Here is a 24881-nt window from a genome sequence, read left to right as displayed (position 1 = left end):
CCCCGTTACCGAACTGTGACCGGTCCCAGAAGTGATCGGCGCCGTCGCCGCCGGGGTATAGAGTCAGCGCGTGGTTCTCCCTTCCGAACGCAGACGTCCCACCATCCGCGACGTCGCGGAGGTCGCGGGGGTGTCGCACGGGACGGTGTCGCGCGTCATCAACGGCGGACGCTGGGTGTCGGAGGAATCCCGCCTCGCCGTCGAAGAGGCGATCCATGCGACCGGCTACACCGTCAGCCACGCGGCCCGCTCCCTGGCGACCGGCAGGGCGAACTCCGTCGCGTTCCTCCTGACCGAGCCGCAGCACCTGCTCTTCGCCGATCCCACCTTCGCCCTCCTGCTGCGCGGGGCGACGGAGGCCCTCGCCGCCCGCGACATGACGCTCGTCCTCCTCATCGCGGAGCACCCCTCGCAGTACGCGAACATCGAGCGCTACGTCCGTGCCGGCCACGTCGACGGCGTCCTGCTCATCTCGTCGCACGAGTCCAATCCGCTGCTGGCCGCGCTGACCGAAGCCGGCGTCCCGACGGTGTGCACGGGGGTCCCTCTCGGCGACCGGGCGCACGTGCCCACCGTCTCCGTCGACGAGGAGGCGTCGGCGCGCGCGATGACCCGTCATCTGATCGGCCGCGGTTACGAGCGCATCGCGATCATCACCGGTCCCGACGACACCCCGGGCGGCCGCTACCGGTTGGTCGGCTTCCGAGACGAGATGGGCGAGCGCTTCGACCCCTCACTCGTCGAGCAGGATGTCTACTCCAGCGACGCGGGCGAGGCCGCCATGACGCGACTCCTTCGACGGGCGCCCGACATCGACGCCGTGTTCGCGGCATCCGACATCATGGCCGTCGGGGCGATCGCCGCTCTCCGAAAAGCCGGACGACGCGTCCCCGAGGACGTCGCCGTCGCCGGCTTCGACGACTCGGGGCTGGCGGCCACCACCGACCCGCCGCTCACCACGATGCGCCAACCGTGGACGGAGATCTCGCGGCGCATGGTCGAGGTGCTGCTCGAGGTCGTGGACGGCGGTCCCGGCCAGTCCATCGTGCTGCCGACCACGCTCGTACCGCGCGCGAGCGCCTGAGCGACCGGGGGATGGACCCGTCATGAACGACGGGGGTCGCCGCGTCGCCCGTAGAATCTCCAGGTGACTTCCGGCGGCGCCTTCTACATCACCACCCCCATCTACTACCCGAGCGATCTGCCCCACATCGGGCACGGGTACACGTCGGTGGCGGTGGACACGCTCGCGCGCTGGCACCGCCAGTCGGGCGACGACACCTGGATGCTCACCGGCACCGACGAGCACGGGCAGAAGATGCTCCGTGCCGCGACGGCGAACGGCGTCACCCCGCAGGCGTGGGTCGACAAGCTCGTCGAGGAGTCGTGGTTCCCGCTGCTGAAGACCCTCGATGTCGCCAACGACGACTTCATCCGCACGACGCAGCCTCGCCACGAGGAGCGCGTCAAGACCTTCGTGCAGGCGCTCTACGACAGCGGGTACATCTACGCGGGTGAATACGAGGCGCTGTACTGCGTCGGCTGCGAGGAGTTCAAGCCCGAGGCCGAGATCGTCGACGGCACCGGCCCCTTCGAGGGCCTCAAGGTCTGCGCGATCCACTCCAAGCCGCTCGAGCTGCTGCAGGAGAAGAACTACTTCTTCAAGCTCAGCGAGTTCCAGGACCGCCTTCTCGAGCTCTACAAGACCCAGCCCGACTTCGTGCGCCCCGACTCCGCCCGCAACGAGGTCGTCTCCTTCGTCCGCTCAGGCCTCAAGGACCTGTCGATCTCGCGGTCCGCGTTCGACTGGGGCATCCGCGTCCCGTGGGACGACTCGCACGTCATCTACGTGTGGGTCGATGCGCTGCTGAACTACGCGACCGCCGTCGGATACGGCGACGACCCCGAGCAGTTCGAGCGTCGCTGGCCGGCGTATCACGTCGTCGGCAAGGACATCCTCCGCTTCCACGCCGTCATCTGGCCCGCCATGCTGATGGCCGCGGGTCTCGAGGTGCCGAAGGGGATCTTCGCGCACGGCTGGCTGCTCGTCGGCGGCGAGAAGATGTCGAAGTCGAAGCTCACGGGTATCGCGCCGACCGAGATCACCGACGTGTTCGGATCGGATGCCTACCGGTTCTACTTCCTGTCGGCGATCGCCTTCGGCCAGGACGGCTCGTTCTCGTGGGAGGACCTGTCCGCGCGCTACCAGGCCGAGCTCGCCAACGGGTTCGGCAACCTCGCCTCGCGCACCGTCGCGATGATCGGTCGCTACTTCGACGGCGTCGTGCCGGCCGCGGGTGAGGCCGCGGAGATCGACCTGCGGGTGCAGCGGACCGTGGCGGATGCCGCGACCGCTGCGGACGCCGCGATGACGGCGTTCCGTCCCGACGAGGCGATCGCGGCGATCTGGACGATCGTCGACGAGCTCAACGGCTACATCACCGAGAACGAGCCGTGGGCGCTCGCGAAGGACGAGGACAAGCGCGAGCGGCTGTCGACCGTGCTCTACACGGCGGCGGAAGGGCTGCGGGCCCTCGCCGTGCTGCTCTCGCCCGTCATGCCGCAGTCGACGGCGACGCTCTGGAACGCTCTCGGCGCCCCCGGCGAGCTGACGGCTCAGCCGCTGCGCGACGCCGGGACGTGGGGCCAGCTCCCCGCAGGGAGCCGCGTGGCTGCGCTCGCACCGCTGTTCCCCCGCGTCGAGCAGACCGCATGACGACGGAACCGACGGATCCGAGCGGCTACGTCCGTCAGCGCGAACAGTCGGCGCGGGACGTCCGCTGGCCGGACGCGCCCGAGCCGCTGCCCGTGGCCGTCTACGACAACCACACGCACCTCGAGATCGAGGACGGCGATGAGCCGCGCGGCCTCGATGAGCAGCTCGCCCTCGCAGCGGGCGTCGGTGTGGCGGGTGTCGTGCAAGCCGGCGGCGACATCGATTCGTCGCGCTGGTCCGCGTGGGCCGCGGCATCCCACCCGTCGGTGCTGGCAGCCGTCGCCATCCACCCGAACGAGGCGCCCGCCTACAAGACGGCCGGGCGTCTCGACGAGGCGATCGCCGTCATCGACGAGCTCGCTGCGCAGCCGCGTGTGCGGGCCGTGGGCGAGACGGGGCTGGACTTCTTCCGCACGGACGCCGAGGGCATCCCCGCGCAGGTCGAGAGCTTCGAGGCTCACATCGACATCGCGAAGCGCCACGGCATCGCGATGCAGATCCATGACCGCGACGCCCACGACGCCGTCCTCGAGACCTTGGAGCGGGTCGGTGCGCCCGAGCGCACGGTCTTCCACTGCTTCTCGGGCGACGCGGACATGGCCCGCTACTGCGCCGACCGCGGCTATTGGCTCAGCTTCGCCGGGAACGTGACGTTCAAGAACGCGCAGAATCTGCGGGACGCCCTCGCGGTCACCCCGCGTGAGCGGATCCTCGTCGAGACGGACGCCCCCTTCCTCACGCCCGTGCCGCACCGCGGGCGACCGAACGCTCCGTACCTCGTGCCGGTCACGGTGCGCTTCCTCGCGGCGGAGCTCGGCATCGACCTCGACGACCTGTGCGCGCAGCTGGCGCAGAACACCCTCGAGGTCTACGGAGCCTTCACCGACTGAGCCGCCTGAGCGGCGACGAGGCTCGCCGTGAGAGGTGGCCGCGTCGTCGCTCCGGGGACGAGCTCCCACGGCAGGTCGACGACGCGAGGCCCCTCGTCCAGGAGGGCGGCCGGAAGTGTCTCGAACATCGCCTCGGCGGCGAGGTCGGGACGGATGCAGACATGGGTGACGCCAAGTCTCCGGTTGACGGCGCAGTCGGTCGTGCAGAGGGCCACCAGCTGGACGTCCCGCGGGATGACGAGGCGCATCTCCTCGAGCTGGAGGTAGACGTCGGGCCCGTCTTCGGCGCCCGCGAAGACGGCGTCGGCTCCGTCGGAAAGGGCCTCGGTGAGGAGGCGGGGGAGCGTCCGACGGGACGGGTCGACGGCGCGCACGAGCGGCTCGCGTCCGCGCACCGAACTCCAGATCTCGTACGCCGCGCGCCCGATCTCGTCGCGGGGCTCCCGCCCCTCCTCGGTCAGGAAGAGGATCCGCTTGGCCCCTGCGCGCTCGAGCTCGTCGAGTCCGGCACGGACGGCGGCGTCGTAACCGGTGCGGATGCTGAGGCCGCGCGAGCCGTCGACGAACTGGTCGTCGGCGACGATCGGGATGCCGCGGGCGATGGCCGCCTGGAGGAGTGGCTGATTGCCCCGCGCATCGGGCACGTAGAGAGCGTCCAGGGTCGTGCCCGAGATGAGATCGGGGTTCGAGTCGGGGAGGACGGTAACGGTGAATCCGTGGACGGCGGAGGCGCGGACGAGCGAGATGAGTTTGCGTGCGCGCTGCAGTTCGGCGCGCCGGTCGGCCTCGGAGTCGTCGACCATGACGAACCCGACCGTCATCGTGCGGCCGCTGCGGAGGGCGGTGGCGTGCCGGTTGGGTACGTAGCCGAGTTCGGCGGCGATCGCCTTGATGCGCTCGCGCGTCTCGGGACGCATGCTTCCGCGATCGTTGAGCGCCTGGCTGATGGCCGCCGTCGACACGCCTGCGGCGCGCGCGATGTCCTTCAGCGTGACGCTCGGGCTCACGGCTGTTCGCCCTCGTCCGGCGAGATGCCCTCACGGCTGTCCGGAAGGACCGTACGGATCGCCTCGGCCCACTCGGTGCCCGCGCCCGAGGAGGCGAGCGTGTGGCCGCGGGCGATGAGCTGGTGCATCAGGACGCCCGAGAAATGGCGCAGGGCCGTCTCGACCTCGGGCGAGTCGCCGCGGCGGCGCGCGCGTGTCAGCTCCTCGTCGAGGACGCCGTGGACGAATCCGCGGAGGTCGACGACAGAGGGTGCGACCTCGTGCACGCGGCGGGCGGCGGCGTGGCGCTGTGCGGCGGCCTGCACGATCTCGCGGGCCTGACCGACGGTCTCGGCCTCGTCGACGGGCGCGTGGAGACGGATGGTCTCGAGGTCGAGCAGTTCGACTCCGGGCAGGAGTGCGACTTCGGGGTCGACGTTGCGGGGAAGACCGAGGTCGATGACGACCTGGGCCTGTGTGCTGCCCGCGCGGGCCGTCGCATGCGAGAACGCCTCGAGGGCGAAGGTGTCGGTCGTCGCCGTACACGTGACGACGACGTCCGCGGCGGCCGCCTCCTCGGCATAATCCTCGGTGCTCACGTGGACCAGGTGCTCGCGATTCGCGAACCGCTGGCGTCCGGACCGGGAGTGCACGCGGATGTCGGTGGCGCCGACGGCGCGGAGGGCGGCGAGCGCCGCCGCGGCGTAGCGTCCGGTGCCGACGAGCAGGACGCGCGCGGTGTCCCAGTCGACGCGGGAGCTCACGAGGTCGACGGCGAGACGGACGAGCGAGCGGCCGGATTCGCCGAGGCGCGTCGTGTTCTTGACGGCACGGGAGGTCTCGGTCGCGCGTTGGAAGAGATGCTCGAGGGGTGCGGTCGTCAGGCCGCGACCGCGGGCGGCCTCGAGGGCGCGCCGCACCTGTCCGGCGATCTCGTCCTCGCCGACGGCGACCGAGTCCAGGCCCGACGCGACGGTGAAGAGGTGATGGGCGACCTGATTGCCGTGGGCGAAGTCGACGTTCTCGCGAAGCGATCGGTAGTCCATGTCGGCGGCGCCGGCGATCGCCTCCATCGCGGCATCCATCGCGGGGACGGGGGAGGCGAGGTCGGGCTCCTCAGCGAGGTCGAAGTACGCCTCGAAGCGGTTGCAGGTGGCGAGGACGACGGCGCCGCGCACCGAGTCGTGGACCGCGGACAGACGCTCTGCGAGGTCGTCGCCGACCGTCGAGAGCCGCTCGAGCGAGTCGAACGGTGTGGAGCGCTGATGCGCGGTCAGGCAGACGAGCACGGTGCGGAGAACCCCCTTGGATCGCGACTAGTATATCGATTAACCGATTCGAGGAGTTCATCATTCCCGGCCTCAGCCACCCTCTCGTCGCCGCACGCACCCGCGAGTCGCGACTCGTCCGTGCACTCCTGGGCGACCGCCCCGACATCACCCCCGTCTGGTTCATGCGCCAGGCGGGTCGTTCGTTGCCGGAGTACCGGGCGCTGCGGTCCCAGGGGACGATGCTCGACGCGTGCCTCGACCCTGCTCTGGCGAGCGAAATCACGATGCAGCCCGTGCGCCGTCACGGCGTCGACGCGGCCATCTTCTTCAGCGACATCATCGTGCCGCTCGCGCTCCTCGGCATCGACGTCGAGATCGCCGCCGGCCGAGGCCCCGTGTTCTCCGAGCCCCTGCGCACCGCCGCCGACATCGCCCGCACGACGGCGATCGACCCGGCGCTCGTGACCGAGCGCGGTGAGGCCATCGCGGATGCCGTCGGTCGCACGACCGCCATGCTCGCCGACCTGTCCGAGGAGCGCGGTGAGCCGCTGCCGCTCATCGGGTTCGCCGGGGCCCCGTTCACCCTCGCCGCCTACCTTGTCGAAGGCGGACCGTCGAAGGATCACCTCGCCGCCCGGCGCCTCATCCACGAGGATCCCGCGGCATGGCAGGACCTCACGATGTGGCTCGCCGAGGTCACGGGCCGATTCCTCGCCCTCCAGATCGAGGCGGGCGCCAGCGCCGGACAGCTGTTCGACTCGTGGGCGGGTGGCCTGAACCCCGATGACTACCGCGCGTCGGTGCTCCCGGCATCCGTCGCCGCACTTCAGCACGCGCGGTCGCTCCCGCTCCCGGAGGGCGTCGACCGCCTGCCGCTCGTGCACTTCGGCGTCGGCACGGGCGAGATCCTCGCCGACATGGCGACGCCCGACATCGACGCGCTCGGCGTGGACTACCGCGTGCGCCTCGCCGACGCACGTGAGCGGATCGGACGCGACCTGACGCTGCAGGGCAACCTCGACCCGGCGCTGCTGTTCGCTCCCGAGGCGGTGCGGACGGCGGAGGTCCACCGCGTCCTCGAGGACGGCCTCGCCGCCCGCGCCCACGTCTTCAACCTCGGTCACGGCGTGCCGATGGAGGCCGACCCCGACGCCATTTCGGCGGTGGTCCGGACCGTCCACGATTGGCGGGCACCGTGACCTCCGACGTGACCCACGACGTCGTCATCGTGGGCGGCGGCATCGCCGGCCTGACGATCGCGTGGGAACTCGCCCGCGCGGGTCGGGACGTCGTCCTCGTCGAGGCGTCGGACGACGCCGGTGGGATGTTGCGTCGCGGTGCGGTGGCCGGCCTCGACGCCGACCTCGGCGCCGAATCGTTCGCCACCCGGACGACGGGGGTCGCCGACCTCGTCGCCGACGCGCGCCTTCCCGTCCAGCTCGTCGAGCCCGCACCCGCCGGCGCCCACGTCGCCTTCCGCCGCCGGTCCGGCCGGGTGGACCGGGCGCCCCTGCCCCGCCGCGCTCTCGTCGGGATGCCCGCCGACCCGCCGGCCGCCGACGTCGTCCGCATCATCGGGCGCGCCGGCGCGCGGCGCGCGGCGCAGGAACGCTCGATGCCCTGGTCGACCGGCCCCGAGCCGACGCTCGCCGAGCTCGCCACGAGCCGCTACGGTGCGCGCGTCACGGCCCGCCTCGTCGAGCCGCTCTGCCGAAGCGTCTACTCGCAAGCCGCCGACAGCGTACGTCTGTCCGCGCTCCACCCGGTGCTGTGGGAGAGGGCAGAGGCCCTCGGCTCTCTGACCGCTGCGGTCGACGCTCTCGCGCCGGCCGTCCGCGCCGGATCCGCCGTCCGCGGCGTCGAGGGCGGGCTCTGGCGTCTCGCCGCGGAGCTCCACGCCGCTGCGCTCCGCGTGGGCGCCGTCATCCGCACCGGTGCGCCCGCCCGCGCCGCCACGGCGACGACCGTCGAACTCGACGGCGAAACCCTCTCGGCGCGCGCCGTGGTCCTCGCGACCGGGCCGACGGCCGCGGCACGGCTCCTCCACGTCGAGGTCGCTCCCGCGCCGCCGGTCGGACTCATCGTCGCCGAGGTCGTCGCCGACGCCTTCGACGCGTTCCCGGTGGGGTCCGGGGTCATCGCCGCCCCTGACATAGACAGTGCGGCGAAGGCGCTGACCCACGTCGACGCGAAGTGGGAATGGGCCGCGGCCGCCCTCCCCGCCGGCACGCACCTCGTCCGCCTCTCCGCGCAGGAGGGTCGCCACGGGGAACTGACGGATGCCGCCGGTGCCGCCACCGCGATCCGCACCCTGACCGGGGTCCGCATCACGCCCGCCGACGTGCGACGCGTCATCCCGGTCGCGTGGCCGGACGCCGTCGCGACCCCGTCCGCCCGCGCGGCGGTCACCGAGGCTGCGGCGACCCGCGGCATCCGACTCGCGGGAGCCGTCGCGGCCGGAACCGGACTCGCCTCGGTCATCCCGCATGCGCGAGCCCTCGCCGCCGCCCTCACGTCCTCTCCCACCCCATCCGAAGGAGCACGTCATGTCCGCTGACGAGACTGTCCCCGGCCTCGGCTACACCCTCTTCGCGATCCTCGCGGGTCCGCGTCCCCGTGCGGGGACCCCGTCGCCGAGCGATCTCGACGCCCTGCGTGCCGTCGCCGAGGGACTCCCCGCGGACGGCGTCACCCTGCGCGGTCTGTACGACGTCACGGGCATGCGCGCCGAGGCGGACCTCATGGTGTGGCTGCACGGCGAAGATCCCGCTGCGCTCCAGAAGGCCCTCCGTCAGCTGCGTCGGACCTCCCTGCTCGCCTCCTTCACCAACGTGTGGAGCGCGATGGGCGTGCACCGCGAGGCCGAGTTCAACAAGCGTCACGTGCCCGGCTACCTGCGCGGCGAGCACGCGCGCGGCTGGTTGTGCCTCTATCCCTTCGTCCGCAGCTACGAGTGGTACCTGCTCCCCGAGGACGAGCGCTCGCGGATGCTCGCCGAGCACGGCCGCAAGGGCGCCGCGTTCCGCGACGTCGTCGCGAACACGGTCTCGACCTTCGGGCTCAGCGACTACGAGTGGCTGCTGCCGCTCGAGAGCGACGACCCGATCAGCCTCGTCGACATGATGCGGGAGCTCCGGGCCACCGACGCGCGTCGCCACGTGCGCGAGGAGGTCCCGTTCTACACCGGCCGTCGCGTGGAGATCGATGAACTGACGGAGGTGCTCTCGTGAGCGCACAGAACATCGGCGCGAGGAACCCGGAGTTCCGTCCCAAGCCGCCGCGGGCGAGCGGCGTGGTCGTCGCCGAGGGCGCCGTCATCCCGAACGCGACCGAGGGGGCGCGCGCGGGCGATCCGCACGCGACGATCCCCGTCGACTACGACGGGATCCTGCTACTCGGCTTCGGCGGACCCGAAGGACAGGACGACGTCATCCCGTTCCTGCGGAACGTCACGGCGGGCCGCGGCATCCCCGACGAACGTCTCGAGGAGGTCGCGCACCACTACCGTCACTTCGGCGGCGTGTCGCCGATCAACGAGCACAACCGCGAGCTGAAGGCGGCGCTCGACGCCGAGCTCGCGTCCCGCGGACTCGACCTGCCCGTCTACTGGGGCAACCGCAACTGGATGCCATACGTCACCGATGCGATCGACTCCGCCGTTGCGGACGGGCGACGCAAGCTCCTCGCGATCGCGACGAGCGCGTACAGCTCGTACTCGTCGTGCCGGCAGTACCGCGAAGACCTCGCCGACGCCGTCGAGGCCACCGGCCACCAGACCGACGTGCAGATCGACAAGGTCCGGCAGTTCTTCGACCACCCCGGCTTCGTCGCGCCGTTCGTCGACGGCATCCGAGCGGGCATCGCCGAGCTCGCCGAGCGCGGAGTCACCGACCTCGCGAACGAGGTCGAGATCCTCTTCTCGACCCACTCCATCCCGACCTCCGACGCCGACCGCTCCGGCCCGCCCGAGCGCGGCTTCGGCCCCGGCGGCGCCTACGTCGCGCAGCATCTCGCGGTCGGCGAGGAGATCATCTCGCGCCTCGGCTTCCCGGGCGCCTGGCAGCTCGTCTTCCAGAGCCGGTCCGGCCCGCCGCAGGTCCCGTGGCTCGAGCCCGACATCAACGACGCGATGCAGGAGCTGCCCGGCCGCGGCCGGAAGGCGGTCCTCATCGTGCCCCTCGGCTTCGTGAGCGACCACATGGAGGTCATGTGGGACCTCGACACCGAGGCGATGGAGACGGCGGAGGAGCTCGGCCTCGTCGCCGTCCGCACCGCGACCCCCAGCACGCACCCGACCTACGTCGCCGGTCTCGTCGACCTCGTCGAGGAGCGCCTGAAGGGCACTCCGGCTGCCGATCGACCCGCCGTGACGGACCTCGGTCCCTGGTACGACGTGTGCCGTCCCGGGTGCTGCGAGAACAAGCGCCTCGGCTTCCAGCCCGCTCTGTCGGGGGTCGCACCGTGACCGGCGCCTTGCGTCTCGGCACCCGGGCGAGCCTGCTCGCGACGACCCAGTCGCAGCATGTGGCGGATGCCGTGGCCGCGGCATCCGGTCGCGATGTCGAACTCGTGCCGATCACCAGCGAGGGCGATGTCCTCACCGGGCCGCTCGCGCAGATGGGCGGCACCGGCGTCTTCGCGACGGCGCTTCGCGATGCGCTCCTGCGGGACGAATGCGACTTCCTCGTGCACTCGATGAAGGACCTGCCGACGGCGCCGTACCCCGGCATCGTCGTGGGCGCCGTGCCGGCGCGCGCCTCGCAGCGCGACATCCTGCACTCCCGCGACGGGCTGACCCTCGACGCGCTGCCCGCCGGCGCCCGTGTCGGCACCGGCTCGCCGCGTCGCGTGGCCCAGGTGCTCGCGCGCCGCCCCGACCTCGTCGTCGAGGGCATCCGCGGCAACGTCGACAGTCGACTCCGCAAGGTCACCGACGGTCAGTACGACGCGATCGTCCTCGCCGAGGCGGGCCTGCGACGCATCGGGCGCGACGCCGCGATCACCGAGGTGCTCGACTGGCCGACCTCGGCCGCACAGGGCGCCTTGGCCGTCGAGATCCGCGACGGGGATGCCGCCGTGGCCGACGCCGTGCGACTCATCGAGGACGCCGACACGGCCCTCGCCGCGAACCTCGAACGCGCTGTGCTGCGTCGGCTCGAGGCGGGCTGCGCCGCGCCGGTCGCGATCGACGCGGAGCACCACGGCGACACGGTGACGCTGGTGGCCCACGTGTACGCCGAGGACGGGCGCCGGTCCGTCGTCGCGTCCCGTCGCCTCGACCCGCACATCGATGCGGATGCCGCTGCCGCCGACGTCGTCGCCGAGCTGCTCGAGGGCGGTGCCGCCGACCTCGCCGATCTCGCGGGGTCGTCGCGATGAGCGGCGCGTTGCACGGCGCACGCGTCCTCGTCCCCCGCGCGGGGGCGTGGGGGGAGCGGGTCCGCGCCGACCTCGCCTCGCGGGGCGCGGAAGCCGTGGTCGCGCCGGTGATCTCGTCTGCGCCGCCGCGCGACACGACGACCCGCGATCGCGCGTTCGCCGCCCTCGCGCACGGTGCGTACGCCTGGCTGTTCGTCACGAGCGCCGCGAGCGTGGAGCAGCTGCGTCAGCACGGTGTCGTGATCCCCGCGACCACCCGGATCGCCGCCGTCGGTCGGGCGACCGCCCGCGCCGTCGCCGACGCCGGGTGGGAGGTCGACTTCGTCCCCGCGGGTGCCTCGTCGGCTGTGGCCCTGGTGACCCAGTGGTGCGCGGCCCGCACGCCCGCCACGACCGGCCGCGCCCTCGTCGTCCGCAGCGATCTCGCGCAGGCCGTCGTGAGCGACGAACTCGAGGTCCGCGGCTTCGCCGTCGACGTCTGCATCGCCTACCGGACGATCGGGGTCGACCTCGCGCCCGCCGTGGTCGAGGGGCTCCGGTCCGGGGACATCGGCGTCGTCCTGCTCACGTCGCTGAGCGTCGGACGCGAGCTCCGCCGGCAGGTCGGAACCCTCCCGGCATCCACCCTCGTCGCCTCGATCGGTCCCGGTACGACCCGCGACGCCACCGCCCTCGGGTTCACCGTCGGCCACACCGCCCAGAGCCAGAGCATCGACGCGCTGATCGCCGAGCTCGACGCCCGCGTCCTTTCGGAGAAGTCCTCATGACCTCGTTCCCCACCCGCCGTCTCCGTCGTCTCCGCGGCACGCCCGCCCTGCGCCGCCTCGCCGCCGAGCACCACCTCGTGCCGTCGCAGCTCGTGCTGCCGGTGTTCGTGAAGGAGGGCATCACCGCCTCGCAGCCCATCGCGAGCATGCCGGGGGTGTCGCAGCATCCGATCGACGCGATCGCCGCCGTCGTCGACGAGGCCGCCGCCGCGGGCATCGGCGGGATCATGCTCTTCGGCGTCCCGGCCGTCCGCGACGCGGTCGGCAGCGGCGCCACCGATCCGGACGGCATCCTCAACCGCGCGATCGCCGTCGCGGCGCGCGCCGCCGCGGGTCGCCTCACGGTGCAGGCCGACCTGTGCCTCGACGAGTTCACCGACCACGGCCACTGCGGCCTGCTCGCCGCCGACGGCTCGGTCGACAACGACGCGACCCTCGAGGTGTACGCCGAGATGGGCGTCGCGCAGGCCCGCGCCGGCGCCGACGTGCTCGGCCTCTCGGGGATGATGGACGGCCAGGTCGCCGCGGTCCGTGCGGGACTGGATGCCGCCGGCTTCGCGCACGTCGCGATCCTCGCCTATTCGGCCAAATACGCCTCCGCCTTCTACGGCCCGTTCCGCGACGCCGTCGAGTCGACCCTGCAGGGCGACCGCCGGACGTACCAGATGGACCCCGCGAACGCCCGCGAGGGCGTCGAGGAGGCGCTCGTCGACATCGCCGAGGGCGCCGACGTCGTCATGGTCAAGCCCGCCATGCCGTACCTCGACGTGCTCGCCCGGGTCTCCGACCGCTCGAACGTGCCGGTCTGGGCGTACCAGGTGTCGGGGGAGTACGCGATGATCGAGCATGCCTCGGCCGCGGGCCTCATCGACCGAGAGCGCGCCATCGGCGAGAGCCTCCTCGGCATCCGCCGGGCCGGCGCCGACGTCATCCTCACCTACTGGGCCGTCGAGGTCGCGCACTGGCTGCGCGCCGGGAAGGAACTCGCATGAGCCGCAATCAGGAGCTGTTCGACCGCGCCCGCGGAGTGATCCCCGGCGGTGTGGACTCGCCCGTCCGGGCCTACGGATCGGTCGGCGGCACGCCGCGGTTCATGGTGTCGGCGCAGGGCGCCTACGTGACGGATGCCGACGGCCGCGACTACGTCGACCTCGTCGCCAGCTGGGGGCCCGCCCTGCTGGGTCACTCGCACCCTGCCGTGATCGACGCGGTGGTGCAGGCCGCCCAGCGCGGGCTCTCGTTCGGAGCGCCGACGGCGGCCGAGACCGAGCTCGCCGAGGGGATCCGCTCGCGCGTGCCCGCCGCGGAGAAGATCCGACTCGTCTCCACCGGCACCGAGGCGACGATGACCGCGATCCGCCTCGCGCGCGCCGCGACCGGCCGCGACCTGCTGATCAAGTTCGCCGGGCACTACCACGGGCACTCCGACGGCCTCCTCGCGCAGGCGGGCTCGGGCCTCGCGACCCTCGCCCTGCCCGGCTCGGCGGGCGTCCCGGCTCCGATCGCGGCGCAGACCCTCGTCATCGGCTACAACGACCGCGCCGCCGTCGAGGAGGTGTTCCGCGCCCACGAGGGCCGGATCGCCGCGATCATCACCGAGGCCGCTGGCGCCAACATGGGCGTCGTGCCCCCGGCATCCGGCTTCACGTCGTTCCTCTCCGAGATCGCACACCGGAACGGCGCGCTTCTCATCAGCGACGAGGTCCTCACCGGGTTCCGCTCGTCGCGCTCGGGCTATGCCGGTGTCCTCGAGGCGGCGAGGGAGCACGTCGTCCCCGACCTCATCGCGTTCGGCAAGGTCATCGGCGGCGGGCTCCCCGTCGCCGCCGTCGCCGGGCGGGCCGACATCATGGACCTCCTCGCGCCGACCGGTCCCGTCTACCAGGCCGGCACGCTGTCGGGGAACCCGGTCGCCGTCGCCGCGGGCCTCGCGACCCTCACGCACGCCGACGACGCGGTGTACCGCACGCTCGACTCCGTGGCGCACACCGTCGCGGACGCGGCATCCGCTGCGCTGACGGATGCCGGGGTGCCGCACGTCGTGCAGTGGGCGGGGACCCTGTTCAGCATCTTCTTCGGCGAGTCCGTCGTGAACGGCGTGCCCGACTACGCGACGGCGACGTCGCAGGATGCCGACGCCTACGGCCGTTTCTTCCATGCGATGCTCGAGGGCGGCGTCTCGATGCCGCCATCGGCGTTCGAGGCGTGGTTCGTCACGGCCGCGCACGACGACGCGGCCATCGGCCGGATCGTCGACGCCCTGCCCGCTGCTGCGAAGGCGGCCGCCGGCTGAACGACCGTCCGGGCGACGACGGCACGGTCCGTCGCCCGGACCTCGTCCCGCCCGCCCCTCGGGATCATTCCCGTCCCGGCGGTCGCGCACCCGTCAGCGCGTGCGTGAGCGACCGACGAGCGCGAGCACGCTGTCGAGTCCCGCCGGAGTGCCCGGCCAGTGCCGTTCGAGGGCGTCCCTCCCGGCGTGACGCAGGGCGAAGCGCAAGGCGATGACCACGACGATCGCATCGTCCGCGTACCCGAGGACGGGGATGACGTCGGGCACGAGGTCGATCGGTGACAGCAGGTAGACGAGGAGCCCCGCGAGCCACCAGCGGACGGCGCGGGGCACGGTGTCGTCGGCGACCAGCCGGCGGATCAGGCGAACCACGTCGGGAACGAGCCGCACCGCCTCGCGCCAATCGATCGTGCCGCCGGAACGTCGCACCTGCACCCAGAGCACGACGAGCAGGGCGACCCACAAGAGGACGACGCCGCCGACGATGCTCGCCGCGACCACCCAGCCGTCCACCATGAGCTCATCATCCCCTGATCGGCGGCACGGGGCCCGGCAACTAGGCTGGAACCCATGCCCGTCACCCTCCTCGGAGCCGCCGAGATCCGCGCCCTCGCCGCCGACCTCGACGTCACTCCCACCAAGAAGCTCGGGCAGAACTTCGTCGTCGACGCCAACACGGTCCGCAAGATCGTCACCGCCGCGCGGGTGACCTCGGCCGACCGCGTCGTCGAGGTGGGGCCGGGCCTCGGCTCGCTGACCCTCGCCATCCTCGAGACCGGCGCCCCCGTCACCGCCGTCGAGATCGACCACCGCCTCGCCGAGCGCCTGCCGGCCACGGCCGCGGCGCACGGCGTGCCCGACGGAGCCCTCACCGTCGTGGCCCAGGACGCCCTGCGGGTGAGCGAGCTCCCCGGCAACCCCGACGTCCTCGTCGCGAACCTGCCCTACAACGTCAGCGTCCCGGTGCTCCTGCACTTCATGGAGCACTTCCCGACCATCCAGCGCGGCGTCGTCATGGTCCAGGCCGAGGTCGGCGAACGCCTCGCGGCGCCGTCGGGGTCGAAGGTCTACGGCGCCCCGAGCGTGAAGGCTGCCTGGTACGGCACGTGGCGCCTCGCCGGCACCGTCTCGCGTCAGGTGTTCTGGCCCGTCCCCAATGTCGACAGCGTCCTCGTCGGCTTCGAGCGGGATGCCGCGGCCCGGGGCACCGAGCAGGAGCGCCTGCGCACCTTCGCGATCGTCGACGCGGCGTTCCAGCAGCGCCGCAAGATGCTCCGCCAAGCGCTCTCGACGGTCCTCGGCGGCTCGTCCGCTGCGGCGAGCGAGGTCCTCGAGCGCGCCGGGGTCGCCCCGACTGCGCGCGGCGAGGAACTCACGATCGAGGACTTCGTCCGCATCGCCCGCGCCTGAACCAGCGGCATCCCACCGACGGGCACTCGCGCGCAGATTCGCGAGGAGATGACGCGTCCAGAGGAGCGGATGCCGGGCCTCTGCCCTCGGCATCCGTCATCTCCTCCCGAAGCGACACAACGCCCCGTTCTCAGCGTGTTCGCGCGTCGTTCATCACAGGTTCCCGAAACATGCCGGTAACGTGGCGGAGCAAGGCGGGGGCACCCGAGCTCTCGCACTGACGGAAGAAGTGACCATGCGCCGCGCCGAGCATCCGGCCGCCGAACGGATCCTGCTCCACCTGAGTGACACCCATCTGCGCGGCCCTGGCCCGCAGTTGTTCGACAGCGTCGACGGCGAGGCGTCCCTCACCGCCGCTCTCGACGCCATCGAATCCAGCGGCATCGCCCCCGACGCAATCGTCTTCACGGGCGACCTCGTCGACCTCGGCGAGGCAGCGGCCTACGACGCGATACGCGCGCTCGTCGACCCGTTCGCCGATCGCCTCGGGGCGCGTCTGCTGTGGGTCATGGGAAACCACGACGACCGCGGTGCGTTCCGCGAGCACCTGCTCGACGAGACGCCCGCCGACCCGACGGCGCCCTACGACCGCGTCGACGAGCTCGACGGGCTCCGGATCGTCACCCTCGACACGAGCGTTCCAGGTCATCACCACGGCGAGCTCTCGGCCGAGCAGCTCGAGTGGCTGCGCGACGTGCTCGCTACCCCGGCCCCGCTCGGTACCGTCCTCGCGATGCACCACCCGCCGGTTCCGAGCGTCCTCCCGCTGGCGGCGAGCGTCGAACTCCGCGACCAGAACCGGCTCGCGGACGTCCTCCGCGGCACGGATGTCCGCGCGATCATCGCCGGACACCTGCACTACTCGACGTTCGCGACGTTCGCGGGCATCCCCGTCTCGGTCGCGTCGTCCACCTGCTACGCGCAGGATCTGACCGTCCCCGTCGGCGGATCGCGTCCGCAGGACGGCGCGCAGGCGTACAACCTCGTGCACGTCTACGACGACACGGTCGTCCATTCGGTCGTCCCGATCGACGTGCCGCGGCCGCTGGAGTACATCGCCCCCGACGAGGCTCAGCGACGCCTGCGGGAGGCGGGCGTCACCGGGTCCGTCACGCGTGCAGCTCGACCGGGCGTGCCGGCGCTGCACTGACCGCGGGATCCTCCCATGGCGCGCGCACCGGGAAGAGCCGCTCGAGCAGACCCGTCACGGCGCGCACGCGCACCGCTTCGGGCACCTCGAGGTCGCCGCCGTCGTTGAGGCAGAACATGTCCACATCGCTGCGCTCGGCGAGTCGCTCCATGCGGCGGAGCGACGCGGCCTGCGTCGTCTGGAAGTACCGCACGCGCGGCGCGGTCGACGCGATCGCGCGCCCCGTGAACTGCGCGTAGTAGTGGTACAGGCAGTTGGTCACCGACACGTCGGTGGCGGACCGGAAGCGGGATGCCGCGGTGCGCCGGATCTCCTCGGGGAACTCCCGCTCGAGCTCGAACATCACCGAGCGACGCAGGGGCGCTGCGCAGTGCTCGAGGTCGCGGACGATCGTGCGGCCGAACCGCTCCTGCAGCAGCTCGCGGTTGAGGCGCAGCGCGTTGTCGTGGCCGCTGCGGGCGACGCGACGTGGTCCGGTGCCGATGCGCACGTCGCACTCGACGAACGACGAGACGCCCGCGGGCGAGAAGAAGAGCTCGGGCGACAGCGGCCGACCGAAGAACATGTCGTCGTTCGAGTAGAGGAAGTGCTCCGACAGCCCCTCGATGCGGTGCAGCTGGGCTTCGACCGCGTGCGAGTTGTGGGTCGGCAGCACCGAGGTGTCCTCGAAGAACTCCTCGCTGCGGACGATCGTCACCTTCGGGTGGTCGAGCAGCCACGCGGGGGCGGGGGAGTCGGTCGCGATGAAGATGCGGCGCACCCACGGCGCGTACATGTGGACGCTCCGCAGCGCGTACCGCAGCTCGTCGACGTGTCGGTAGCGCGCGGGCCCGTCGTCGCCGTCGCCGACCACGTACTCCGACATCTGCGCCGCGCGCTGGCGCTGGAACTCCGACGACGAGCCGTCGACCCACGAGAAGACCATGTCGATCTCGTGGGTCACGTCGCCCGGATGCGGGTCGAACATGCCGTGCAGGGTCTGCCAGGTGCGGCCGTACCGGTCGACGGTCGCCGGCTCGACGTCTTCGGCCGCGAAGACGCGACGCGTGAGGTCGTTGGTGTGGGGCGCTTCGACCAGCTCCTCGCCGAAGCGCCAGAACTCGACCCGCACGCCGTGGCCGGCGCCGTAGCGCAGCTCTCCGGCGATGCGCGGGCGGAACACCCGCACCGAGGAGGGTCCCGACGCGCGCAGGCGGAGCTCGCCGAGCGGCACGGGCGTACCGCCCTTGGCCTTCGCGTACAGCGGCTCGGTGACGGCCCGATCGGCGAGCGCGCTCAGCGCGCGGTCGCGGTGGTCGAGGTCGACGACGAGACCCGGCACGGAACGGGAGTGGCGGATGAGGAGATGCGGGATGCCGGCATCCGAGAGGGAGTCGGCGATCAGCAGCAGGTCGGCGATGCGCGCCTGCTCGGGAGTGGTGTCGTCATGGCGCAGATGCAGCATGCCTCCGATGAGGACGATGTCCTCGCGTTCGAGGAGTGCGGTCCAGGAACCACCCTCGGACGGCAGTGCAGTCAGTCGCGCCATATGTTCTCCTTGTTGTGCATGTTCGGTCGGGCAAGAGTAGATGTCGGTCGTTTCGCCGACGTTTCGGGTGTCCGGCATCGCTAGCCTGGGGTGATGACCGACTACCCGGACCGTTTCCCCTCGTCGCGCAATGGCGACACCCACCGCCCCTATCAGGCGGCGTCCTCCCGCTACGATGCGGGGGCCTTCCGCCAGGTCGGCTCGAGCGGCCTGTATCTGCCGGCGATCTCGCTGGGACTCTGGTGGAACTTCGGGGACAACATCCCCTTCGACAACCAGCGTACTCTGCTCCGGCACGCCTTCGATCGAGGCGTCACCCACTTCGACCTGGCGAACAACTACGGCCCGCCGTTCGGTTCGGCCGAGACGAACTTCGGCCGCATGATGCGCGAGGACTTCGCGCCCTACCGTGACGAGCTGATCCTCTCCTCCAAGGCCGGCTACGACATGTGGCCGGGTCCCTACGGCAACTACGGGTCGCGGAAGTACCTCATCGCGAGCGCCGAGCAGTCACTCACGCGAATGAGCGTGGACTACGTCGACATCTTCTATTCGCACCGCGCGGACCCCGTGACGCCCATTGAGGAGACCATCGGCGCCCTCGACACGCTCGTGCGTCAGGGCAAGGCTCTGTACGTCGGGATCTCCTCGTACAGCGCCGAGCGCACCGAAGAGGCCGTTGCGGTGGCGAAGAGCCTCGGCACGCCGCTCATCATCCACCAGCCCTCGTACTCGATCCTGAACCGCTGGGTCGAGGACGGGCTCACGGACTCGCTCAAGACGGCGGGTATGGGGGCCATCGCGTTCACCCCGCTCGCGCAGGGACTCCTCACCGACAAGTACCTCGGCGACGGCCGCGCGGAGCGCGCCCAGAGCCGCTTCTCGCTGCCCGACGGGCAGCTCAACGAGAAGGCGCTCGACACCCTGCGCTCGCTCAACGACATCGCTCAGCAGCGCGGGCAGACGCTCGCGCAGATGGCCATCCAGTGGGTGCTGCGCGACGAGGTCGTCACCTCCGCGCTCATCGGGGCCTCGCGTCCGGAGCAGCTGGACCAGAACCTCGCCGCCGTCGACGGGGCGCCGTTCGACGACGATGAACTCGCCCGCATCGACGAGCTGTCCGGGGCGATCGACGTCGACCTGTGGGCCGACTCGGCGAACGCGTGAGTCTGCCCTTCGATGACGCCCGGCGCGTCCACGTGCGCGCGCCGGGCAAGATCAACCTCTTCTTCGAGGTCGGTCCCGTCGGAGACGACGGCTACCACGACGTGGCCTCCGTCTATCAGGCGGTCTCGCTGTTCGAAGACGTCTGGGCTTCTCACGCCGACACCACCTCCCTCTCCGTCAGCGGCGACGTCGACGTGTCGGGCGTCCCGCTCGACGAGTCGAACCTCGCCCTGCGCGCGGCCCGCCTGGTGACGGGCGCCGTCGGATGGGAGGGCGGCATCCGCCTCGAGATCCACAAAGGTGTCCCCGTCGCCGGCGGCATGGGAGGCGGGTCGGCGGACGCGGCGGCCGCTCTCGTCGCGGTCAATGAGCTGATCGACGGCGGTCTCAGCGCGGCTGACCTGCACGCGCTGGGTTCGCAGCTCGGCGCGGACGTCCCGTTCGCGCTCCTGGGCGGCACAGCGGTCGGGACGGGGCGCGGAGACGAGCTCGCTCCGGCCCTCGGTCGCGGTTCCTTCGCGTGGGTCCTCGTCGCGGACGGCGGCGGGCTCTCGACCCCCGAGGTGTACGGCACGCTGGACCGCCTGCGCGCGGACGCCGACATCGCCCCCGACCGGGCGACCCCGTCGGTCGGCCCCGCGGTCCTGCGGGCTCTTCGATCGGGGGATGCCGCGGCCCTGGGCGCGGCGATCCGCAACGACCTCCAGCTCGCCGCCGTCCACCTCCGCCCCGACCTCGCCGTGCTCCTCGATGAGGGGCTGGACGCCGGTGCGCTGGGCGGCATCGTGTCAGGGTCGGGCCCGACGACCGCGTTCCTCGCCTCGAGCGCGGGACACGCCCGCGAGGTCGCGGAGCGTCTGGGGGCGGCCGGTCGGCAGGCCCACACGGTCTCGGGTCCGGTCGCCGGCGCGAGGCTGATCTGACCTGGCATCGTGTCGCCACCCCCGCATAGCCTGGGGGCATGAGCTCTCTCGCTGACCAGTTCCATTCGGCCGCGCTCGACGAACAACTCGCCTCGACATTCGAGGCCCGGGGCCTCCAGGCTGCTCGCGTCGGAGACGACGATCGTGAAGGCACACGCCGGTGGCAGGATGCCGTCGCCCGCGGCTTCCTGGACGGAGAGCCCACCGAGGTCCAGTACACCGAGTCCTTCGCGCGCAACGGATACCGGCGCAAGGTGGGCGTCTACGACGACGGCGGTGTACAGGCGGACGTCCCGGTCGCGACATTCGCGTCGTGGGGGACGGAGCTCACCCTGCCTGGCGGTTCGGCGATCCCGATGTGCGCCATCAGCGCGGTCACGGTGGCGCCCACGCATCGGCGCCGCGGCATCCTCAGCACCCTCATGCGCGGCGAGCTGCGCACAGCGGTCTCGCTCGGCTTCCCGATCGCGGGGCTCACCGTCAGCGAGTCCGGCATCTATGGCCGGTTCGGCTTCGCTCCCGCGGTCACCGCCACCTCGTGGGAGATCTCCACACGCCGCACCGGGTGGATCGGCCCGGTCGCCCCGGGGCGCATCGACTACGTCACGCGGGAGCAGGGGCGGGATGCCGCGACCGCGCTGTACGAGAGGGTCCGTCTGGACACACCCGGCGAGATCACCATGCCCGGGGGCCACTGGGACCGCACATTCGGCACGCGCCCTGATGTCGAGAAGGCCGACAAGCTGCGCGTCGTCCAGTACCGATCGCCGTCGGGTGAGGTCGAGGGCGTTGCGATCTACAGCATCAGCGAGGACGACGACGATTGGGCCGCCTCGACGGCCACGGTGTCGCGGGTGGTGGCGGGGACGGATGCCGCCTACGCCGGGCTCTGGCGCTTCCTGCTATCCCTCGATCTGGTGGGCACCGTCCGGGCCAGCGAGCTCTCGGTCGACGAGCCGCTCTGGTGGATGATCGATAACAAGCGAGCGGCCCGCATCACCAGTCGCGACCACCACTACCTGCGCGTGCTGGACGTCCCGGCGACCCTGGCGGCACGCAGCTACGACGTCGACGACGTCATCGCACTCGAGGTGAGCGACCCGCTCGAGATCGCCGGCGGCACGTTCATCCTGTCGGCGGGTGAGACTCCCGGCGTCGACGTCGTCGACGAGCCGCCCCTCGGGGTGCCCGTCGTCCGACTCGGCGTCGCGGAGCTGTCCGCGATCCTCCTCGGCGGGGTCTCGCCGGTGACCCTCGCGCGGGCCGGCCGCATCGAGACGGACGACCCGCACCGCGCCGCGCGGGTCTTCGCCGCGACCACCACGCCGCGCCTCAGCTTCTGGTACTGACCGTGGACACGCTCGCCTGGGTAGGGATCTTCGTCGGCGGTGTCCTGCTGGCGTGGTCGCTCTGGGCGACGCTGCGCGCCAACGCGGGACGCCGCATTCCGATGCTGAGGAATGCGGACGTCGTGCCACCCGGGTCGATCGTGACGCGCGTCGTCGGCATCGTCGTTTTCGTGTTCTCGGCGTTGAGCCTCGCGGGCCGTTCGGGTGTATGGCCGGCGGTCATCCTCTTCGCGGGCGCGCTCGTCGGTCTTCTCGCGATCGCCTAGCACAATCGGCAGACCGCACACGCGGGCCGGTCAGGCGACGCCGCGTAGCCTGGAGGCGATGGCACATCTTCTCGGGGCCGAGGCCCTGCACCTGGAATACCCGACCAAGGTCGTCTTCGACGGCGTCTCGCTCGGCGTCGACGAAGGCGACCGCATCGGCATCGTCGGCCGCAACGGCGACGGGAAGTCGAGTCTCATGGCGATGCTCGCGGGCCGTCGCGAACCCGACTCCGGCCGGGTGACCGTTCGCGGCGGAGTGACGATCGGGGTGCTCGAGCAGAGCGACGTCCTCCCCGACGACCTCACCGTGGGACGCGCCGTGGTCGGCGACGGCCCCGAGCACGAGTGGGCGCGGGACGCCCGCGTCCGCGACGTCATCGCGGGCCTGCTGTCCGACCTCGACTGGGATGCCGCCATCGGCACGCTCTCTGGCGGTCAGCGTCGCCGTGTCGCCCTCGCGCAGCTGCTGACGGGGGACTGGGACGTGCTTGCGCTGGACGAGCCCACGAACCACCTCGACGTCGAGGGGATCGCCTGGCTCGCCGAGCATCTGAAGCGGCGCTGGTCGGCCTCCTCCGGGGCGCTCATGGTGGTGACGCACGACAGGTGGTTCCTCGACGAGGTCTGCACGAAGACCTGGGAGGTGCACGACCGCATCGTCGAGCCGTTCGACGGCGGCTACGCGGCGTACATCCTGCAGCGCGTCGAGCGCGATCGCCAGGCGGCCTCGATCGAGGCGCGGCGCCAGAACCTCGCACGCAAGGAACTCGCCTGGCTCCGCCGCGGTGCCCCCGCCCGCACGAGCAAGCCGAAGTTCCGCATCGACGCGGCCAACGAGCTCATCGCCGACGTCCCCGAGATCCGCGATCGGGTCTCGCTGCAGTCCCTCGCGGTCGCACGGCTCGGCAAGGACGTCGTCGACCTGCTCGACGCGGGTGTCGCGTACGACGGCCGTGACATCCTGCGCGGGGTCGAGTGGCGCATCGCGCCGGGGGAGCGCACCGGCATCCTCGGCGTAAACGGCGCCGGCAAGTCAACGCTCCTCGGTCTCGTCTCCGGCGCCGTTCAGCCCACGAGCGGACGGGTCAAGCACGGCAAGACCGTGAAGGTCGCAACCCTCACGCAGCGGATGGACGAGCTCGATCCGCATCTGCACGAGCCCGTGCGCGTCGTCGTCTCGCGGTTGCGGACGACCTACACGTTCGGTGCCGGTTCGAAGGCTCAGGAACTCACGCCCGGGCAGCTGCTCGAGCGGATGGGCTTCGCCTCGGCGCAGCTCTCCACCCCCGTGAAGGACCTCTCGGGCGGTCAGAAGCGGCGCCTGCAGCTGCTGCTGATCCTCCTCGACCAGCCGAACGTGCTGATCCTCGACGAGCCGACGAACGACCTCGACACCGACATGCTCGCGGCCATCGAGGACCTCCTCGACTCCTGGGCGGGAACGCTCATCGTCGTGTCCCACGACCGCTACTTCATGGAGCGCGTGACCGACCAGCAGTACGCGGTCATGGGCGGCGGGCTCCGTCACCTCCCCGGCGGCATCGAGGAGTACCTGCGCCTGCGGGCCAGCCAGCCGCAGGCGACGGGAGCGGCGACTCCCGGTGGTCAGAAGGCGGATGCCGCGGCACCGACGGCATCCGCTCTGTCGGGCGCCGACCGCCGCGCGGCCGAGAAGGAGGTCACGAGCCTCGAGCGCAGGATCGCCAAGCTCTCCGACCAGATCACGAAGGCGCGGACGGCGCTCGCCGATCACGACCAGGGCGACTACGTCGGTCTCGGCGAGAAGATGCACCAGATCACCGCGATGGAGACCGAGGTCGCCGAGGCGGAGGAGCGCTGGTTCGAACTCAGCGAGCAGCTGGGCTGATCAGACGCGACCCGCTTCGCGCAGCGCCAGGCCGGTCGTGAACTCGCGCGTTTGGCCGCTCAGGGGATCTACGAAGCGCAGTTCGCGGGCCAGCAGCTGCAGCGGGTGCTCGGGGTCGTCGGGCGCCTCGTCGAGGAGATCGGGGTAGAACCGGTCGCCCAGGATGCCGAGGCCGATCCCGGCGAGGTGGGAACGCAACTGGTGCATGCGGCCGGTCCGCGGGTGCAGGCGCAGATGGGCGGCGGTCTCGCCGATGCGGATCGCCTCCACGAGCGTCTCGGCGTTCGGCTCGCGGTCGTCGTGCACGACCGCCCGGAGGCTCCCGCGCGTGCTCGTGAGGTGGGATCGGACGACGAGGGGGAGCTCCGGCATCCCGTCCGCCGGAACCGCGGTGACCGCCTCGTACACCTTCTCGACGGTGCGGTCGGCGAACAGGGTCTGGTACGCGCCGCGGGTCGCGGGGCGGACGGAGAACATCACGAGACCGGCCGTCGCCCGGTCGAGTCGGTGGATAGGCGTCAGATCCGGGTTGTCGAACCGCCGGCGCAGACGCACGAGGGCGGAGTTCATCAGGAACCCGCCGCCCGGTGTCGTCGGCAGGAAGTGCGGCTTGTCCACGACCAGCAGATGGTCGTCGAGGTGGCGCACCGCGACGTCGTACGGGATGTCGGGCTCGTCGGGCGGCTCGCGGTAGTACCAGACGAAGTCCTCGGCCCCCAGCGGTGTCTGCCGCGTGAGCTGCGAGCCGTCGAAGGCGACGACCTCACCGCGGTCGAAGCGGCCGAGGAGGATCTCAGGGTCGATGTGCGAGAACCGCCCGGTCACGTAGTCGGCGATCGTCTCCCACGGACCCGTCCGCGGTACCCGCAGCCGGGTGGGACCCACCCCGTCGCGGACGGGGAGCGGAGCGCGCATCGCC

The 24881-nt window shown here is 71.7% G+C and carries 23 protein-coding genes; 18 read left to right on the top strand and 5 right to left on the bottom strand.

The features are described 5' to 3' along the window. Nucleotides 1-70: 70 nt before the first annotated feature. The 3 genes from ABCU91_RS11385 to ABCU91_RS11375 all read left to right on the top strand — a co-directional run bounded on the left by ABCU91_RS11385 (nucleotide 71) and on the right by ABCU91_RS11375 (nucleotide 3606). Nucleotides 71-1084 carry a LacI family DNA-binding transcriptional regulator gene (locus tag ABCU91_RS11385; RefSeq protein WP_091354808.1) on the top strand — a complete coding sequence of 338 codons (1014 nt, stop codon included), beginning with the start codon at nucleotides 71-73 and terminating at the stop codon, nucleotides 1082-1084. 63 nt (nucleotides 1085-1147) lie between these two features. Further along, nucleotides 1148-2716: a methionine--tRNA ligase gene (gene metG / locus ABCU91_RS11380; RefSeq protein WP_413353742.1), complete on the top strand. Its 1569-nt coding sequence runs from the start codon at nucleotides 1148-1150 to the stop codon at nucleotides 2714-2716. Further along, nucleotides 2713-3606 (top strand): TatD family hydrolase, encoded by an 894-nt coding sequence (locus ABCU91_RS11375; protein WP_413353741.1) that lies wholly within the window; start codon nucleotides 2713-2715, stop codon nucleotides 3604-3606. The genes metG and ABCU91_RS11375 overlap by 4 nt, the downstream gene beginning before the upstream one ends. Here the strand turns inward: ABCU91_RS11375 and ABCU91_RS11370 are convergent. Both ABCU91_RS11370 and ABCU91_RS11365 read right to left on the bottom strand, forming a co-directional pair. Further along, nucleotides 3585-4613, bottom strand: a complete 1029-nt coding sequence (locus tag ABCU91_RS11370; RefSeq protein ID WP_413353740.1) for a LacI family DNA-binding transcriptional regulator — start codon at nucleotides 4611-4613, stop codon at nucleotides 3585-3587. The genes ABCU91_RS11375 and ABCU91_RS11370 overlap by 22 nt on opposite strands. After that, nucleotides 4610-5881 (bottom strand): glutamyl-tRNA reductase, encoded by a 1272-nt coding sequence (locus tag ABCU91_RS11365; RefSeq protein WP_413353739.1) that lies wholly within the window; start codon nucleotides 5879-5881, stop codon nucleotides 4610-4612. Before ABCU91_RS11365 ends, ABCU91_RS11370 begins: the two co-directional genes overlap by 4 nt. Before the next feature lie 59 nt (nucleotides 5882-5940). Between ABCU91_RS11365 and hemE the strand changes: the two genes are divergently transcribed. Genes hemE through hemL form a run of 8 tightly spaced genes read left to right on the top strand, consistent with a single transcriptional unit; the run spans nucleotide 5941 to nucleotide 14302 of the window. Then, nucleotides 5941-7062 (top strand): uroporphyrinogen decarboxylase, encoded by a 1122-nt coding sequence (hemE, locus tag ABCU91_RS11360; RefSeq protein WP_406924553.1) that lies wholly within the window; start codon nucleotides 5941-5943, stop codon nucleotides 7060-7062. After that, complete coding sequence (locus ABCU91_RS11355; protein WP_413353738.1) at nucleotides 7059-8420, top strand: protoporphyrinogen/coproporphyrinogen oxidase; 1362 nt, start codon at nucleotides 7059-7061, stop codon at nucleotides 8418-8420. Before hemE ends, ABCU91_RS11355 begins: the two co-directional genes overlap by 4 nt. Beyond that, nucleotides 8410-9093 (top strand): hydrogen peroxide-dependent heme synthase, encoded by a 684-nt coding sequence (gene hemQ / locus ABCU91_RS11350; protein WP_413353737.1) that lies wholly within the window; start codon nucleotides 8410-8412, stop codon nucleotides 9091-9093. Before ABCU91_RS11355 ends, hemQ begins: the two co-directional genes overlap by 11 nt. Then, nucleotides 9090-10328: a ferrochelatase gene (locus ABCU91_RS11345; RefSeq protein WP_413353736.1), complete on the top strand. Its 1239-nt coding sequence runs from the start codon at nucleotides 9090-9092 to the stop codon at nucleotides 10326-10328. Before hemQ ends, ABCU91_RS11345 begins: the two co-directional genes overlap by 4 nt. Further along, nucleotides 10325-11242, top strand: coding sequence for a hydroxymethylbilane synthase (hemC, locus tag ABCU91_RS11340; protein WP_413353735.1), 918 nt, complete (start codon nucleotides 10325-10327; stop codon nucleotides 11240-11242). The genes ABCU91_RS11345 and hemC overlap by 4 nt, the downstream gene beginning before the upstream one ends. Beyond that, nucleotides 11239-12009: a uroporphyrinogen-III synthase gene (locus ABCU91_RS11335; protein WP_406923941.1), complete on the top strand. Its 771-nt coding sequence runs from the start codon at nucleotides 11239-11241 to the stop codon at nucleotides 12007-12009. Before hemC ends, ABCU91_RS11335 begins: the two co-directional genes overlap by 4 nt. After that, nucleotides 12006-13001: a porphobilinogen synthase gene (hemB, locus tag ABCU91_RS11330; RefSeq protein WP_413353734.1), complete on the top strand. Its 996-nt coding sequence runs from the start codon at nucleotides 12006-12008 to the stop codon at nucleotides 12999-13001. The genes ABCU91_RS11335 and hemB overlap by 4 nt, the downstream gene beginning before the upstream one ends. After that, the gene (gene hemL, locus ABCU91_RS11325) at nucleotides 12998-14302 is read left to right on the top strand and encodes a glutamate-1-semialdehyde 2,1-aminomutase (protein WP_413353733.1); all 1305 of its coding nucleotides are present in this window, start codon (nucleotides 12998-13000) and stop codon (nucleotides 14300-14302) included. Before hemB ends, hemL begins: the two co-directional genes overlap by 4 nt. 93 nt (nucleotides 14303-14395) lie before the next feature. Here hemL and ABCU91_RS11320 read toward each other — a convergent pair whose 3' ends face one another. Then, nucleotides 14396-14818 carry a YkvA family protein gene (locus ABCU91_RS11320; protein WP_406923944.1) on the bottom strand — a complete coding sequence of 141 codons (423 nt, stop codon included), beginning with the start codon at nucleotides 14816-14818 and terminating at the stop codon, nucleotides 14396-14398. A 54-nt stretch (nucleotides 14819-14872) separates the two neighbouring features. Between ABCU91_RS11320 and rsmA the strand changes: the two genes are divergently transcribed. Together rsmA and ABCU91_RS11310 are read left to right on the top strand one after the other, a co-directional pair. Continuing rightward, nucleotides 14873-15712: a 16S rRNA (adenine(1518)-N(6)/adenine(1519)-N(6))-dimethyltransferase RsmA gene (gene rsmA / locus ABCU91_RS11315; protein WP_413353732.1), complete on the top strand. Its 840-nt coding sequence runs from the start codon at nucleotides 14873-14875 to the stop codon at nucleotides 15710-15712. Nucleotides 15713-15947: 235 nt separating this feature from the next. After that, the gene (locus tag ABCU91_RS11310) at nucleotides 15948-16862 is read left to right on the top strand and encodes a phosphodiesterase (protein WP_413353731.1); all 915 of its coding nucleotides are present in this window, start codon (nucleotides 15948-15950) and stop codon (nucleotides 16860-16862) included. Here the strand turns inward: ABCU91_RS11310 and ABCU91_RS11305 are convergent. Further along, on the bottom strand, nucleotides 16822-18390 hold the full coding sequence (locus ABCU91_RS11305; RefSeq protein WP_413353730.1) for a stealth conserved region 3 domain-containing protein: 1569 nt from the start codon (nucleotides 18388-18390) through the stop codon (nucleotides 16822-16824). The two genes, ABCU91_RS11310 and ABCU91_RS11305, sit on opposite strands and share 41 nt — an antisense overlap. Before the next feature lie 93 nt (nucleotides 18391-18483). Here ABCU91_RS11305 and mgrA point away from each other — a divergent pair, with 93 nt between their 5' ends. The 5 genes from mgrA to ABCU91_RS11280 are packed head-to-tail and all read left to right on the top strand — an operon-like array spanning nucleotide 18484 to nucleotide 23962. After that, nucleotides 18484-19557: an L-glyceraldehyde 3-phosphate reductase gene (gene mgrA, locus ABCU91_RS11300; RefSeq protein WP_413353729.1), complete on the top strand. Its 1074-nt coding sequence runs from the start codon at nucleotides 18484-18486 to the stop codon at nucleotides 19555-19557. Next, a complete protein-coding gene (locus tag ABCU91_RS11295) occupies nucleotides 19554-20480 on the top strand; it encodes a 4-(cytidine 5'-diphospho)-2-C-methyl-D-erythritol kinase (protein ID WP_413353728.1) in 927 nt (308 codons plus the stop codon). The genes mgrA and ABCU91_RS11295 overlap by 4 nt, the downstream gene beginning before the upstream one ends. 38 nt (nucleotides 20481-20518) lie before the next feature. Then, nucleotides 20519-21829 (top strand): GNAT family N-acetyltransferase, encoded by a 1311-nt coding sequence (locus ABCU91_RS11290; RefSeq protein WP_413353727.1) that lies wholly within the window; start codon nucleotides 20519-20521, stop codon nucleotides 21827-21829. 2 nt (nucleotides 21830-21831) lie between these two features. After that, a complete protein-coding gene (locus ABCU91_RS11285; protein ID WP_413353726.1) occupies nucleotides 21832-22095 on the top strand; it encodes a hypothetical protein in 264 nt (87 codons plus the stop codon). A gap of 58 nt (nucleotides 22096-22153) precedes the next feature. Next, nucleotides 22154-23962 (top strand): ABC-F family ATP-binding cassette domain-containing protein, encoded by a 1809-nt coding sequence (locus ABCU91_RS11280; RefSeq protein WP_406923952.1) that lies wholly within the window; start codon nucleotides 22154-22156, stop codon nucleotides 23960-23962. On the opposite strand, the gene ABCU91_RS11275 is transcribed toward ABCU91_RS11280, so the two are convergent. Beyond that, entirely contained in the window at nucleotides 23963-24877 is a 915-nt protein-coding gene (locus tag ABCU91_RS11275) for a pseudouridine synthase (RefSeq protein ID WP_413355401.1), read from the bottom strand. Between the last annotated feature and the right edge of the window lie 4 nt (nucleotides 24878-24881).

The sequence above is a fragment of the Microbacterium phoenicis genome (assembly GCF_047302325.1).
Taxonomy (GTDB): domain Bacteria; phylum Actinomycetota; class Actinomycetes; order Actinomycetales; family Microbacteriaceae; genus Microbacterium.
Note: the sequence above shows the minus strand (reverse complement) of the source record. Positions and strands in the feature narration are given on the sequence as shown.